Origin of the sequence: Clostridium sp. AF50-3 (genome assembly GCF_003477445.1) — a bacterium.
Classification (GTDB): Bacteria; Bacillota; Clostridia; order Lachnospirales; family Lachnospiraceae; genus Otoolea; species Otoolea fessa.
Map to the genome: position 1 here is coordinate 83,005 of NZ_QUDH01000007.1, position 15,228 is coordinate 98,232.

The 15,228-nt window shown below is 51.0% G+C and carries 13 protein-coding genes, 3 pseudogenes and 1 other annotated feature; all 16 genes and pseudogenes read right to left on the reverse strand.

What is annotated here, in order from left to right; translation table 11 throughout:
• Window positions 1–20: 20 nt before the first annotated feature.
• The 16 genes and pseudogenes from prfA to DW085_RS09775 all read right to left on the reverse strand — a co-directional run bounded on the left by prfA (window position 21) and on the right by DW085_RS09775 (window position 15,200).
• A complete protein-coding gene (gene prfA, locus DW085_RS09700) occupies window positions 21–1,097 on the reverse strand; it encodes a peptide chain release factor 1 (protein WP_107001390.1) in 1,077 nt (358 codons plus the stop codon).
• A gap of 18 nt (window positions 1,098–1,115) precedes the next feature.
• Window positions 1,116–2,114 carry a HemK/PrmC family methyltransferase gene (locus DW085_RS09705; RefSeq protein ID WP_118492409.1) on the reverse strand — a complete coding sequence of 333 codons (999 nt, stop codon included), beginning with the start codon at window positions 2,112–2,114 and terminating at the stop codon, window positions 1,116–1,118.
• Window positions 2,115–2,146: 32 nt separating this feature from the next.
• Entirely contained in the window at window positions 2,147–3,103 is a 957-nt protein-coding gene (locus tag DW085_RS09710) for a DUF1385 domain-containing protein (RefSeq protein WP_118492411.1), read from the reverse strand.
• 86 nt (window positions 3,104–3,189) lie between these two features.
• On the reverse strand, window positions 3,190–3,399 hold the full coding sequence (rpmE, locus tag DW085_RS09715) for a 50S ribosomal protein L31 (protein WP_022360607.1): 210 nt from the start codon (window positions 3,397–3,399) through the stop codon (window positions 3,190–3,192).
• A gap of 316 nt (window positions 3,400–3,715) precedes the next feature.
• Window positions 3,716–5,526, reverse strand: a pseudogene (gene rho, locus DW085_RS09720) (transcription termination factor Rho).
• 265 nt (window positions 5,527–5,791) lie between these two features.
• Window positions 5,792–7,114 carry a replication-associated recombination protein A gene (locus DW085_RS09725; RefSeq protein ID WP_118492413.1) on the reverse strand — a complete coding sequence of 441 codons (1,323 nt, stop codon included), beginning with the start codon at window positions 7,112–7,114 and terminating at the stop codon, window positions 5,792–5,794.
• Window positions 7,115–7,123: 9 nt separating this feature from the next.
• Entirely contained in the window at window positions 7,124–7,831 is a 708-nt protein-coding gene (locus DW085_RS09730; RefSeq protein WP_182427303.1) for a polysaccharide deacetylase family protein, read from the reverse strand.
• 234 nt (window positions 7,832–8,065) lie between these two features.
• Window positions 8,066–8,905, reverse strand: a complete 840-nt coding sequence (locus DW085_RS09735) for an undecaprenyl-diphosphate phosphatase (RefSeq protein ID WP_022360611.1) — start codon at window positions 8,903–8,905, stop codon at window positions 8,066–8,068.
• Between the two features lie 12 nt (window positions 8,906–8,917).
• Window positions 8,918–9,591, reverse strand: a pseudogene (locus tag DW085_RS09740) (uracil-DNA glycosylase).
• 165 nt (window positions 9,592–9,756) lie between these two features.
• Window positions 9,757–10,419 (reverse strand): hypothetical protein, encoded by a 663-nt coding sequence (locus tag DW085_RS09745; protein WP_118492417.1) that lies wholly within the window; start codon window positions 10,417–10,419, stop codon window positions 9,757–9,759.
• A gap of 164 nt (window positions 10,420–10,583) precedes the next feature.
• The gene (rplL, locus tag DW085_RS09750; RefSeq protein WP_107001383.1) at window positions 10,584–10,955 is read right to left on the reverse strand and encodes a 50S ribosomal protein L7/L12; all 372 of its coding nucleotides are present in this window, start codon (window positions 10,953–10,955) and stop codon (window positions 10,584–10,586) included.
• Window positions 10,956–11,059: 104 nt separating this feature from the next.
• Window positions 11,060–11,548 carry a 50S ribosomal protein L10 gene (gene rplJ, locus DW085_RS09755; protein WP_022360614.1) on the reverse strand — a complete coding sequence of 163 codons (489 nt, stop codon included), beginning with the start codon at window positions 11,546–11,548 and terminating at the stop codon, window positions 11,060–11,062.
• A gap of 47 nt (window positions 11,549–11,595) precedes the next feature.
• Window positions 11,596–11,730 (reverse strand) — a sequence feature (ribosomal protein L10 leader region).
• Between the two features lie 36 nt (window positions 11,731–11,766).
• A complete protein-coding gene (ispD, locus tag DW085_RS09760; protein WP_107001382.1) occupies window positions 11,767–12,534 on the reverse strand; it encodes a 2-C-methyl-D-erythritol 4-phosphate cytidylyltransferase in 768 nt (255 codons plus the stop codon).
• 116 nt (window positions 12,535–12,650) lie between these two features.
• Window positions 12,651–13,696, reverse strand: a pseudogene (tsaD, locus tag DW085_RS09765) (tRNA (adenosine(37)-N6)-threonylcarbamoyltransferase complex transferase subunit TsaD).
• A gap of 128 nt (window positions 13,697–13,824) precedes the next feature.
• Window positions 13,825–14,736: a ribonuclease Z gene (locus tag DW085_RS09770; RefSeq protein ID WP_118293360.1), complete on the reverse strand. Its 912-nt coding sequence runs from the start codon at window positions 14,734–14,736 to the stop codon at window positions 13,825–13,827.
• A 221-nt stretch (window positions 14,737–14,957) separates the two neighbouring features.
• The gene (locus DW085_RS09775) at window positions 14,958–15,200 is read right to left on the reverse strand and encodes a hypothetical protein (RefSeq protein WP_181357235.1); all 243 of its coding nucleotides are present in this window, start codon (window positions 15,198–15,200) and stop codon (window positions 14,958–14,960) included.
• Window positions 15,201–15,228: the final 28 nt, after the last annotated feature.

A 15,228-nucleotide genomic window follows, 5' to 3' on the forward strand; every position in this document is an offset into this window, starting at 1 on the left:
CTTCCGTTTTCTCTAATTCTTTAGATGCCCTCATTCATCTTCGCCAGCTTCGCCGCCTGATCGGCTGCAATTAAGCTGTCAATGATCTCATACAGATCGCCGTCCATGATCGAATCGATCTTATACAAGGTCAGTTTGATGCGGTGCTCGGTCACACGTCCCTGCGGGAAGTTATAGGTACGGATCTTCTCGGAACGGTCACCGGTACCGATCTGGCTGCGGCGTTCTGCCGCTTCCTCGTTCTGGCGTCTCTCCAGCTCCAGATCATATAGCTTGGAACGCAGAAGACGGAACGCCTTTTCCTTGTTCTGTAACTGCGATTTCTCAGTCTGGCTGTAGATCACGATACCGGTCGGAATATGGGTCAGACGTACCGCGGAGTCAGTCGTGTTGACACACTGTCCACCGTTTCCGGACGCACGCATAACGTCAATACGGATATCTTTATCATCGATGACAACGTCCACATCCTCTGCCTCCGGCATCACGGCAACCGTCGCGGTCGAAGTATGGATACGTCCGCCGGACTCGGTCTCCGGCACACGCTGTACGCGGTGGACACCGCTCTCGTACTTCATCTTGGAGTAAGCGCCCTGGCCGGTAATCATGAAAACGACCTCCTTGAAGCCGCCGATTCCATTTTCACTGACGCTGACAAGCTCAGTTTTCCAGCGGTTGCGCTCTGCAAAGCGCACATACATACGGTACAGTTCGGACGCAAATAATGCCGCCTCATCGCCGCCTGCACCTGCACGGATCTCGACGATAACGTTCTTTTCATCGTTCGGATCTTTCGGAAGAAGCAGAATTTTTAATTCCTGCTCCAGATCTTCAATGCGCTTTTTCGCAGCATTTAACTCTTCCTTCGCCATCTCGCGCATCTCCTCGTCGGATTCCTCATCCAGAAGCGCCAGACTGTCCTCTACGTCCTGTTTTGCCTTCTTATACTCTTTATATGCCTCCACAATCGGAGCCAGATCCGACTGCTCCTTCATCAGCTTGCGGAAACGATTTGTATCGCTTGCCACTTCCGGGCTGCCGAGCTCTTCCATCAGCTCTTCATAACGGATCAGCAAATCATCCAATCTGTCAAACATGATATCCTCCTCTATCGTCTAACGGTTCCACCGTGCCTTTACCACGCGGTTAAGCCCCGGCTCATCCTTTATCACTTCTATCTCCCGATACCCGGCGATGGTCAGTATCCGGCTGACCGCCTCCGCCTGATCATATCCTATCTCAAAATATACGCAGCCGCCCTTGTTCAGATGTTTGCTGCACTCCAGCGCCAGAACCCGGTAAAAATACAGACCGTCCTCGCTGCCGTCCAGCGCCAGCCGCGGCTCATGGTCGCGTACCTCCGGTTCCAGACCGTCGATCACCGCCGATGGGATATACGGCGGATTCGACACAATCACATCGTACATGACATCCGCCTCCACTGCCTGAAACAGATTGCTCTGCAAAAGTGTCAGGCTGTGTTCCTCGATCTCTGCCTGCAGGCGCGGTCCCTTTGCCAGCCACGTTTTCAGGCGGATGCACCACGGATCCTCCGATACCTGAAACGATTCTGACCGCGCAGTTCCCTTCTGAATCAAAAAGAGACGTCTCGCATTTTTCTTTGCCACGCGCAGCGCCGCCTCGGAAATATCCACCGCCGTCACGTTCTGGTAGCCGCCAAGCACGGCAAGGCTGATCGCGATACAGCCGGATCCGGTACACATATCCAAAAGTTTCAGATCCTTTTCCGGGTAATCCCGAAGAACCCGCTCAACTAACGTCTCCGTATCCTGGCGCGGAATCAGGACATTTTCATCGACAGAAAATGTCATTCCCATAAAATCCTGCATTCCCAGAATCTGCTGCAGTGGAATGCGCTCTGCCCGTTTCTGAAGCATTTCCTGATAGCGCCCATAGCCCTTTTCCAGGCGTTCCGCATGGATCGGACGGTTCTGATCCAGATAATAATGCACCCGGTCAATCTCGAACGCCGCTTCCATCAGATACCAGGCATCCGTCCCTGCGTCCGGCACACCCGCCTCACTTAAGCGCGCGCCGCCCTCATCCAACAGTTCTCTCCAGGTCAGGTCTGTTCTTCCGTTTTCCTCGCTCATCGACTCATCCCCTCTGTCGTACCGTGTTCTATTTATGACTCTTCCAGCTGCTTTTCCCAGCCTGGGAAATTCTCCGTCAGGTATTCTCTCCAGTCAAAAACTGCCTCGGTCGCCGCGATCGCCACCTCAATCATCGAGTCATCCGGCTCCTTCGTCGTCAGACCCTGCATCCACATACCCGGACGGCTCACCAGATCCATAAACTTCGAATTGCTCCGTCCGGCGCACTGCAATACCTCATATGATATACCTGCAATGACCGGAACCAGAATAATACGGCTCAGAATCCGCATCCAGATCGTATCGACCCGGATCACCATAAACATCAGAATACTGATCACCATGACAATCAATATGAAACTGGTACCACAGCGCTTGTGCTCCTTAGAGCTCTCGCGCACATATTTTACCGTCAGCGGATGTCCGTGTTCCACACAGTTGATGCACTTGTGCTCCGCCCCGTGGTACATAAATGTCCGCCGGATGTCCTCCATCCGCGAAACGAGTTTAATATAGATAATAAAAATCGCGATCCGGATCACACCTTCCAGCACTGCCATCAGATGATCCGATGTGATAACTCCCTTAAACAGGTTCGCAATCCCCAGCGGCAGGAGCATAAAAATAGCAATTGCCAGGATAAACGAAATTACCAGCACTGCTGCCATGATCGCACTCTCCAGCTTCTCGCCGAACACACGGTCTAAAAGCTGTTCGAATTTTCCCGGCTCTGCATCCTCATCATCTTCAAAAAAGCTGGCGGAATACGACAGACTCCGCATGCCGATGATCATCGAATCTGCAAACCGGAACACGCCGCGCACAAACGGGAGCTGTAAAATCTTCGCTTTTTTCGTGATACTCTGGTATGTGTCTTTTTTTACTTCTATCTCTTTGTCAGGCCGGCGGACTGCCACTGCATAGTCCTCGCCTTTCATCATCATGATTCCTTCAATTACCGCCTGACCGCCAATTCCTGAATACTTCATGCTGTCCTTTCAAAATAAAAAAAGAAGAAAACAAAAAGGCTGAGTTTAATGTCGCCACTAAAACCCAACCTTTACATGGTTCAAACTTATTTGCCTGCGTTGATGCCGTACTTGCGGTTGAACTTATCGATACGTCCGCGGGCAGCGGCTGCTTTCTGCTGGCCTGTGTAGAATGAATGACACTTGGAGCAAACCTCTACGTGGATGTCTTTCTTGGTAGAACCAGTTACGAACTCGTTACCACAGTTGCAAACTACTTTTGCCTGATAATAGGCTGGATGGATTCCTTCTCTCATTTCTTTCACCTCTCTGAATTTTTCATTGCGATTTCCGACCGCTTTTTTAATTGCAAGCCGTCTTAAAACGGCTCTATATAAAGCTCCGCACATCCAGGCACGCTATTCCATCATTTAAGCGTTCCTTCCACTCGTAAGGACGACTCACGCAGATGTCAGAACTACCGTCTGTTAATACAGCCTTATAATTATATCATGGTGTGTACTTTTTAGCAAGCAATTTTATCTATTTTTCAATACTATTTTTCTTCTTACAGTCCTGTTTTCCTGCCTGGAAGAAAGTCCTCACAGATGCGCTATTGGTGAAACATGATTTTTAGTAAAATGACCCCTTTTTCCGCGTGATCTCCACAAATTCCGTATTGTTCTTCGTCTTGGCAAACAGATCCAGGATCCGCTCAACGGTATCCTCCGGTTTCTGCGTGTTGGTCGCCTTGTGAACGATATCGACCGCTTCCGCCTCGGCGGACGAAAGAAGCAGATCATCTCTTCGCGTACCGGAACGCAGGATATCGAGCGCCGGGAAGATGCGCTTCTCGGAAAGTTTGCGGTCAAGAACCAGCTCCATGTTGCCGGTTCCCTTAAATTCCTCGTAAATAACATCGTCCATACGGCTGCCCGTCTCAATCAGCGCGGTCGCCAGAATCGTCAGGCTGCCGCCCTCGCGTATATTTCTCGCCGCACCGAAGAAGCGCTTCGGCATATGCAGCGCTGCCGGATCCAAACCACCTGAAAGAGTTCGTCCACTCGGCGGAACCACCAGGTTGTAAGCCCTCGCCAGACGGGTGATACTGTCTAAAAGAATCATAACGTCCCTTCCGTGCTCGACAAGGCGCTTCGCCCGTTCTACTACCATCTCCGACACACGTTTATGACGCTCCGGCAGCTCGTCAAACGTTGAATAGATGACCTCGACATTTTCTCCCGTTACCGTCTCACGGATATCTGTCACCTCCTCCGGACGCTCATCAATCAGAAGGATGATCAAGTGCATTTCTGGATGGTTCTTTGTGATGGTCGTCGCCACCTGCTTTAACAGGGTGGTCTTTCCGGCTTTTGGCGGGGATACGATCATGCCTCGCTGTCCTTTTCCGATCGGGGACAGCAGATCCATCACGCGCATCGCCATGGAAGTCTTAACCCCCGGATATTCCAGGTGCAGACGTTCATTTGGGAAAATTGGCGTCAGATTTTCAAAATTCGGACGTTTTTCCACCACGCTGGTCGGGTATCCATTGACCGAATTAATATATAATAATGCGGCAAATTTCTCCGTCGCCGACTTCACACGACGGCTTCCGCGCACGATATCACCAGTTTTCAGATTAAAACGGCGGATCTGGGACGGCGCCACATAAACGTCATTTTCACCCGGCAGGAAGTTTTCACAACGGATAAATCCAAATCCATCCGGCATAACCTCCAGGATTCCGTTCGCTCGATGCCGCTGTCCAGCTCCTGAAATTCATTTTTCAGATCCTCCATGCGTGCATTTTCCACCTCAGTACGGGTGCTTTCCATCTGCTGCACCGGCGCGGTACGTTCCGGCTGACTGTACTCGGAGGCTGCTTCTGCCATCTGCGGTGCCGGTGCGGTATGTTCCGGCTGGCTATACTCGGTTCTTGCGCTCATCGCTTCATTGTAATTGTTACGCGGCACATAGGAATTTCTCTGATACCCCTCTCGCTGCGTGTACTCGCGTCTGCGATTATCCTGATAACGGGTATTATTATTCTCACGGCGTGTATAGGAGCCGTATTCATTCCGGCGGTATCCGCCTTCGCTGCGGCGCTCATAACTGGAATTCTGCCCTCCCGCAGCCCGTTCTCCGTTGGCAGATCTCCGCGGCTGCGAATACGTCTGTGCCGATGTATTCTGCCCTGCATCCGTTCTGCGCGGCTGCACGTGCATTTCCGTTCTCTCTGCCGGTTCCGCCGATCCAGCCGGATGCTCACTGACAGAAGCCTGGGGCGTTTCTTCTTTCTGTCCCTCTTCCACCGGCTTCTCAAGTTCGCACAGCCTGTCTATGATCTCCGCCTTTTTCAGGGTGCTGATCCCCTTTAACCCCTGTGCCTTCGCCATTTCCCGAAGCTGCACCAGAGGGAGTGTCTTTAATTTTTCTCTCATATAATTCTCCTTGCCCTGTTTAATTGTGTCATATTCTCTGGGATTCAAAAATCAGAAATAAGAAACGTGTGGATGTCTTCCAGGTACTTACACGAAACCGGACAGGCAGATACCTGCCCGGCATACCTTTTTAACATAGCCTTTTATGCTGTGACTGCTCTTTATCCTGCAGCCACCTTGGTTTTATTATAAACGGTTTTCATAAAAATTCAAGTAGACATTTTCTTCATACATATCAATTCAGGAACATATGGGAAGCTTTTTCTCATTCAGAGCCCTTCAGGAAGCGCAGCCACTCCCCAATCTTCTTCTCATACCCATTTTCTGACGGGCGGTAAAATGTGCTGCCCTCCAGTCCATCCGGCAGGTACTGCTGCTTCACATAATGGTTCGGATAATCATGTGCATACTTGTACCCGTCGCCATGCCCCAGCTTCTCCGCCCCGCTGTAATGGCAGTCGCGCAGATGGGACGGCACCGTAAAGTTGCCCTTTAACCTGACCGCCTCCTGTGCCTCATCGACCGCCACATACGCCGCGTTGCTCTTCGGTGCGCTCGCCACATAGGTAGCCGCCTGCGACAGGATAATCCGCGCCTCCGGCAGACCAATCCGCTCCACTGCCAGCGCCGCGCTGACCGCAACCTGAATCGCCTGCGGATCCGCATTGCCGACATCCTCCGATGCACAGATCATGATACGCCGCGCAATAAATTTGATATCCTCGCCTGCATCCAGCATCTTCGCCAGATAATAAACTGCCGCATCCGGATCGGTACCGCGCATACTCTTGATAAACGCTGAGATCGTATCGTAATGGTTGTCCCCCGTCTTGTCATACTTCACGGCACGGCGCTGGATGCACTCCTGCGCCACATCGAGTGTAATGTGAATCAGCCCATCTCCACTCCGTTCCGTTGTGAGAATACCAAGCTCGATCGCATTGAGCGCCGCGCGCGCGTCTCCGCCTGCCATATCGGCCAGAAAATCGAGCGCCTCGTCCGTCGCCTCCGCGCGATAGCTTCCCATGCCCTTTTCCTTGTCATGGATCGCCCGCTCTAAAAGCTCGCGGATATCCGCATTTTCCAACGGTTTCAGCTCAAAAATACGTGATCGGGAAATCAGCGCCCCGTTGACCTCAAAATACGGATTCTCCGTCGTCGCACCAATGAGCAGAATCGTCCCGTCCTCAACAAACGGCAGAAGATAGTCCTGCTGCCCCTTATTAAAGCGGTGAATCTCGTCGATAAACAGGATCGTGCGCTTTCCGTACATCCCCAGCGCATCCTTGGCATCCTGCACGACCTGTTCCATATCTTTTTTCCCCGCCACCGTCGCGTTGAGCTGCTCAAAACGCGCGCTCGTCGTGTTGGCAATCACGCGCGCCAGCGTCGTTTTGCCCGTTCCGGGCGGTCCGTAAAAAATCAGCGATCCGAGCTTATCCGCCTTGATCGCCCGGTACAAAAGCTTATCCTTTCCTATGATATGCTTCTGTCCCACCACCTCGTCAAGCGTGGACGGGCGCAGCCTGGATGCCAGCGGTGCCTCCTGCTCGATCGTATTTTTCCGCATATAATCAAATAAATCCATCGTATCCTCTCAATCAATCAGACATTCTTCTATTGTAACAAAAGTATATCCTTCCGCCGTCAATGTGTCAATCGTTTCAAGCGCTGCATCGACCGAAGTCTGATATGCATCATGCATCAGCACCACTGTGTGAACCGCCGCATTTTTACAGATATGCTTCACAATCCGCGCCGTATTCCGGCTTTTCCAATCCAGCGTATCGACGTCCCAGAACACCGGCGTCATCGACACTCTCTCCTGAAGCTCCGTACTCCATGAACCATACGGCGGACGTATGTATTCCGGACGTTTTCCCGTGACCGCCTCGATCCAATCGGCCGTCTCCCGAATCTCCTCCACGCTCTTTTCAATCGGCTGGCGCGCCAGATCCACATGTGCCATGCAGTGAACCCCGATGAGATGACCGTCTTTAGCCATCTGTCGCACCAGTTCCTCATTACCCGGAATATTTTCCCCGACCAGAAAAAAAGAGGCTTTCACGCCCCTCTCGCGCAAGCCGTCCAGCAGCTTTTTCGTGTACACCCTGTGCGGTCCATCGTCGAAGGTCAGCGCCAGCTCCCCGCCGGAAAAGCATTCCGGGGAGGAAACCGTCTGGTCCGCCTGCTCCACTTTTGCCAAATCTTCCCACTGCATCCCCACTGCCAGCCTGCACACGATTCCTAAGAAACACAGATCCAGCAGCACTGCCGTGCACAGGCAGAGCAGTTTTTTCCTCATGGAACCCTTATTTTGAATGATCCGATTTACCATTTTAGACGTGTCAGCCCTGAACTGTGACAGGGCATCCCCTTTATATTTGCGTTTCCGCTTCCATGTATTATATGAACGCAAAAAAGGATCCAGACCTCCGCATTTCTGTCAGGTCTGAATCCTCTTTTTCTATTTAATGTGCTCTCGGAATCTTTCCGCCAGCCGCAAAAGCAAGTGCAGGAAAGACTCCGAGAGTACATTTTAACCTACTAGCGCCGAAATACCAAAGTAGGACAACACCACGATACCAAGCACAATCCGATAATATCCGAAAAACTTGAAATCATGCTTGCGGACATATCCCATCAGGAACTTGATCGAGTACACGGACACGCCAAATGCGACCACCATACCAAGAACCAGATAAATGAACTCCGCGAAAGAAAATCCGCCGCCCTGAATGAAAAATTTCACAATCTTTAAAAAACTCGCACCGAACATAACCGGAATCCCAAGGAAGAATGAAAATTCTGCCGCCGCCGGACGTGAACAGCCGATCAGCATCGCGCCCAGAATCGTCGCGCCCGAACGGGAAGTACCCGGAATCATCGCCAGCACCTGGAAACAGCCGATCAGTGCCGCTGTCTGGAACGAAATCTGCGTCACGCGCTCAATCGGAAAATGACGGTGTACGTTTCGATTTTCCAGTACGATAAACAAAACGCCGTAGAGAATCAGCATCGCTGCTACGACATAGCCATTCATCAGCTTATCCATGAAATGGTCAAGCGGAAGCCCAATCACCGCTGCCGGAATGCAGGCTATAATAATTTTTATCCACAAACGGATTGTACCGCGCTTCTGCGCCATCGATTTGTGCGGTGAAAACGGATTCAATTTATTGAAATACAGCACCATAACCGCCAGAATCGCACCCAGCTGGATGACAACCATAAACACTTCCCGGTACGCCTCGCTGACATCCAGATGGATGATCTCATCCACCAGAATCATATGCCCGGTACTGCTGATCGGAAGCCATTCCGTGAAACCTTCCACGATTCCCAGTACAATTACCTTTAAAATCTCAACAAAACTCATGTCTGCTCCTTCCTACACGTTTTCTATCTGCCAGTCGATCGGGGCAACACCATGTTCTTTTAAAAATTCATTGGTCTTGCTGAATGGGCGGCTGCCGAAAAATCCGCGGTACGCAGACAGCGGGCTCGGATGCGGTGCTTCGAGAATCAGATGCTTCGGATTATTAAGCATCGATTTCTTCGCTTGTGCCGGACGTCCCCACAGAATAAATACCATCGGACGGTCCTGCTCATTTAAGATCTTGATCGCAGCATCCGTAAACTCCTCCCAGCCGATTCCACGGTGGGAATTAGCCTGATGCGCGCGGACGGTCAGAACTGTGTTCAGCAGCATGACTCCCTGCTTCGCCCATTTCGTCAGATAGCCATTGTTCGGGATGTAGCAGCGAGATCATCGTGCAATTCCTGATAAATATTCACCAGGGACGGCGGGATTTCCACATCCGGCTTTACCGAAAAGCAAAGCCCATGCGCCTGTCCCGGACCATGGTAGGGATCCTGACCTAAAATAACCACCTTTACCTCGGAAAGAGGGGTAAAATCAAATGCATTGAAAATATCATTCGCATCCGGATATACAACATGCGTCTCATATTCCCGTTTCACAGTATCGTATAACTTTCTGTAATATGGCTTTTTAAACTCTCCGCTGAGCGGAGCCAGCCAGTCATTACTGATTGCTCCCATTGCCCTATCCTCTCGTCCATGTCATTTTCTGTCGTTTTCTGTCAAACGATGGTTCCATTTTAGCACAATCGAAGCGGTTTCTCAAGTTTTGCTTCCCAAATGTCCCCTCCGCAGATAAGTGGACGTTACTGTTCACGCATACGTGCCCAGTAACTAAGTGGACTCTCAATCGCAGGAAGCAAAATTGCGGATAAAGCCGACCGAATTCTGCGGAATCGATACGGTCCTCTCCTGAATATCTCCGACAATCTGGTAAAACTTCTGGTTTATCCGATACATATGCGATTTGCGGTTAAAAAAGACCGTCTTTTCAAAGGGCCAGCGGATGACGGTCGGCGTCTTGAAATCCACTCCCAGCTCGAGAATCAGAAGCGCATGGTTTAAGGTTCCAGCCAGCCATTCCCGGTAGAGATTCCAGCTTTTCAAATAACCTTCCTCGATATACGGATTCGCCAGAACTGTGTTTTCTGTCAGCGGCGCCCCACAGTGCGGGCAGATACCATCCGCCACCTCGCCGCGCTCCCAGATATCCTTCGTACAGCCTTTCGAACACTGAAGCCAGTTCACATTACCGCACGGCGCCGTGATTTTCGCTTCATCCAACGGGCTTTCAAAGATGCGCGCATCCTTTGCGGTTGTCACGATAAAATAATCCTTCCCCTCTGTCATCGATGCCAGCGCCCGGTATGCCTCCTGTACCTCCGCGCCTCCCGCCTTCTCCCATTCGCTTCCAAGCCCAATCAGCAGAAATTCGCACACCTTAAGCCGTTCCCGAAGCGTTTTAAGTTCCTCATCTGCTGCCGTTTCATTTCTTGTCTTCTCTGCCATCTTGATTTGATTCCCCCGTTTAAAAAAGAGTCTGCATCTTCGCGGAGTATTTTTTATTTCATAGGACGCAATTTCCTATGAAATAAAAAGAGCCCGGCATGCGCTCACGCACACGCCAGACTCCCCATCTGTAATGCAATTAGCTCTATGCGAAATTACTTAAATTACTTTAAGGTAACTTTAGCGCCTTCAGCCTCTAATTTAGTCTTGATGTCCTCAGCCTCTTCCTTGGAAGCGCCAGCCTTAACTACCTTCGGAGCACCGTCAACTACTTCCTTAGCCTCTTTCAGACCAAGACCTGTAGCTTCACGAACTACCTTGATAACTTTAACTTTGTTCGGGCCAACCTCTGTCAGCTCTACGTCGAACTCAGTCTTCTCTTCTGCTGCCTCAGCTGCACCTGCTGCTGCTACAACAACGCCTGCTGCTGCGGATACACCGAACTCTTCCTCGCAAGCTTTTACTAAATCGTTTAACTCTAATACGGATAATTCTTTGATTGCCTCAATGAACTCAGCTGTTGTTAACTTTGCCATTTTAATATTCCTCCTGTGATTGAATTTTAAATCGGCCTTATGCGGCCTCTTGCTTTACTATGCGGCTCTCACGCACCTTACACCCTGCTTTGTAGGTAAGGGTCTTATGCCTCCTGCTGCTCTGCGATCTGTTTGATAACACGAGCGAAGTTTGTGATCGGAGACTGCATGCTTCCAAGAAGTTTTCCAAGAAGAACTTCTCTGGACGGGATGGTTGCGATAACCTGCATGCCCTTTGCATCGTAGTAAGTATCCTCTACAACGCCGCCCTTGATCTCAAGCTTGTCTGCTTTTTTAGCGAACTCAGCTAAAATTCTTGCCGGAGCTGTAGCATCCTCTTTGGATACAGCCAGAGCGGTCGGACCCTCCAGATTCGGCTCCAGAGCCTCGAACGCGGTACCCTTAGCAGCGAAACGAATCATGGTGTTCTTATATACTTTATAAGTAACACCAGCTTCTCTTAACTGCTTACGGAGCTGTGTGTCCTGCTCAACTGTCAGTCCACGGTAGTCAACTACTACTGCGCCCTTAGCGCCGTTGAATAATTCTGCGATTTCAGCAACAACCGGCTGCTTTAATTCAACTTTTGCCATGATTGGTTTACCTCCTGTTTTATTTCTATAACCGCCTGGTAAACGTTTTCTGTAAAATAAAATCCCTCCGTCACACGCAGGACAGGGGGATAGAAATATACAACGATATCAGTTCCCTCGGCAGGCGTATTAACCTTATGCCTTTCGGCACCTGCTGTCTTCGGCAGTTAAACACGATAAATACTATAACATAGAAGTCAAGGGTTGTCAATAGACTATTAACTTTTTTTATTTTGTAAAAATGCAGCCGCGACCTCCATATCCTCCGGTGTTGTCACCTTGATATTCCGGTAAGAACCTTCGGTCAGGCGTACCTTGTGATCGGTCATCGTCTCGACCACCATCGCATCATCCGTCACTCCCTGCTGGTACTCTTCCCGACTCATCATCTTGTCATACGCCGCGCGGATCAGCGGGTAAGTAAATCCCTGCGGTGTCTGAATCATCCAGACATGCGCCCGTTCCGGCGTCACAGAGGCAAATCCGTCCGCATCCACCAGCTTGACCGTATCCTTTGACGGCATGCCTGCCACTGCTGCGCTATAACTTCGTATATCTGATACGATACGTTCAATCATCGGCTCGTCCACAAACGGACGCGCCCCGTCATGAATCAGGACGCAGTCCCCCTCCCCATAGGAAAGCTGGCTGCCGAGCGCCTTTAACCCCTCGTAGACCGAATGGTAGCGCTCTTTTCCGCCCGCAACGATAGCGCGCACCTTGGAAAATCCATATTTTCCTACAATCTCGTCCCGGCAGTACGCGATCTCATCCGCCCCGGTCACCAGAATCACATCATCGACCCGGCTCTCCTCAAACGCGTGAAGTGCATACCAGATGACCGGCTTTTCCTCCAGAAGGAGAAACTGCTTCTGAATATTGCTTTTCATCCGTTTTCCCTGTCCGGCTGCCAGAACGATAGCGGCGGTGCGGGTCGGATGCGGTGTAATTTTCTCTTTCCCAAATTGATCCAATGTATGTTCCATCTCGTTTCTCCTCCATGCCAGAACGATCTCTTAAAACACTCTTTTTCCACTTTTTGTCAAATCAATATTTTTAAAAAAAATTAACCGCAAAACAATTCTTCCTGAAAAAATTTGTATTATCTCTCGCCCAGCTTCAAATTCGGCACCGCATTCAGATCCCAGCCTGCGCGCGCGCCCTTCTTATATTCATAGTACGCCGCCGCGCCGATCATCGCCGCATTGTCCGTACAGAAGATCGGTGACGGATGGAAGAACTGGATGCCCGCCTCTTTACAGGCCTTCTCCATGCCCGCCCGGAGAGCGGAGTTGGATGCCACACCGCCGGCGATCGCCACGCGCTTATAGCCGTGCTGTTTCGCCGCCTCGATCGTGCGCGATACCAATACTTCCACAACCGCATTCTGGAACGAAGCCGCCAGATCCGGCACATTGATCTCCTCGCCCATCATTTTCGCATGGTTAATATAATTTAAGACCGCCGATTTTAAGCCGCTGAAGCTGAAATCATATGGATTGTCGCCCACTTTTGCCCGTGGAAACTCAATCGCATGTGGATTCCCCTCTTTTGCCGCCTTATCGACCTTCGGACCGCCCGGATAACCGAGCCCGACCGCGCGTGCCACCTTGTCAAACGCCTCGCCTGCTGCATCGTCTCGGGTGCGTCCCAGAATCTCAAATTCGCCATAATCTTTCACAATCACCAGATGTGTATGTCCGCCTGACACGATCAGGCACATGAACGGCGGTTCCAGATCCGGATTTTCGATGAAATTTGCCGATACGTGCCCCTCGATATGGTGTACGCCGACCAGCGGCTTCTTCGCCGCATACGCGAGTGCTTTGCTTCCGCCACACCGACCAAAAGCGCGCCAACCAGCCCTGGACCGTAGGTAACTGCAATCGCCGTCATCTCCTCCAGACTCATATGTGCCTCTGTCAGCGCCTCTTCAATAACCTGGTTGATCTTCTCGATATGCTTTCTCGACGCAATCTCCGGCACAACGCCGCCAAACAGCGTGTGAAGATCGATCTGGGAAGATATGATATTGGAAAGAACGGTACGTCCGTTTTTCACGACTGAAGCTGCCGTCTCATCACAGGAACTCTCGATTGCAAGAATGTAAACATCTTCTGATGGGTGTCCGTTTTCTGTATCATGCACGGAAATCTCTGCCCTCGATACCGGAGCTTTCCCCGGTCCCCGTTCCAATGCTCCTGAAACTGGCATTTTCATCCGTTCTTCCTTCTTTTCTTCTATATTCTCTCTCTTTTCTTCCGTCTGCATCGCCCTTACTCCTCATCAAATCCCAGCTCTGCCGTCCAGCCATCACGGGCGGCTTTCGCTCTCGGGAATATCTCACGCACTTTATCCATATAATCATCCGGACGGATGAGCGACGGGCTGTAATGAGTCAGCCACATTTCCTTCGGCTGGGCCTCCTTCGCCAGGTGCGCCGCCTCCTGGAATGTCATATGCTTGTATTCTCTCGCCTTGGCTTCTTTCCCGTCCTCGCCGTACATGCCTTCACAGATAAACAGATCCGCATCCTTCGCGTACTCCGCAATTACCGGAAGCGGTCTCGTATCGGTACAGTATGACACCTTGATTCCCTTCCGGTCACCTCCGAGCACCATATCCGGTGTCAGCGTTCTGCCCTCCTCCTCGATCGTCTCCCCCTTCTGCAGGCGGCTCCAGAACTTCTGCGGAATCTCCTGCGCCCGCGCGCGTTCCACATCGAACCGTCCCTTTCTCGGAATCGAAATCGAGTACCCATAACAGGTCACATTATGGTTGACCCGGTACGCATCGATCACATACGGTCCAATCTGAAGCTGCTGTCTCGGCTCCGTCAGCTCGATAAACTCAAGCGGAAACGGCAATTCCGGCGCGATCGTCCGCAGTGCCGTCACCACGCGTTCCAGTCCCTTCGGTCCAATCATCGTGATCGGCTCCGTCCGCTCCGCATTTCCCATCGTCAACAAAAGTCCCGGCAGACCGCTGATATGATCCGCGTGATAATGTGTAAAACAAATCACATCCACCGGCTTCGGGCTCCAGCCCTTTTCTTTCAACGCAATCTGCGTGCCTTCCCCGCAGTCTATCAGCAAATTGCTGCCCGAGCAGCGGACCATCAAAGCCGTCAGCCACCGATACGGCAGCGGCATCATCCCGCCCGTTCCCAGCAAACATACATCTAACATGGAACATCCTCTTTTCTATTAAATAAATGATTTATAATAAATCTTTTTAATTAAAAGTCATGCAAAAAGCTGTCAAAACAGCTTTTCTCCTAACTCCCATATCATTTAATAATATCATAAAGAAATACTATGTTGCAAGCCAGAAATTCAGCAATCCAATTCACTGGCGAGACGCAGATGGCGCACCGCCTGTCCCGCGTTTCTCCGTTCCCCTCACGACTCTACAATAGTTCCGTCCTCTCCTCCTTATCTGCCTCAATCAGAAATTCCCGCGTCACTCCATCATAGCACTCCTCGCACAGATCAAAATGATGCACCTCCCCATCTTTCTCCGAAAAATAGTCCCATGCCACATCAAAATGCGCCGCTCCTTCGCGCAGAATGCCTTCTTTCACCGCCAGCTTCTTCCCGCACCGGTTGCAGACAACCGACAGAAGAATGCCGCTCTCTCCATATTTTCTCATGCTCTCCTCGCCTTTCTCTTCTATATAC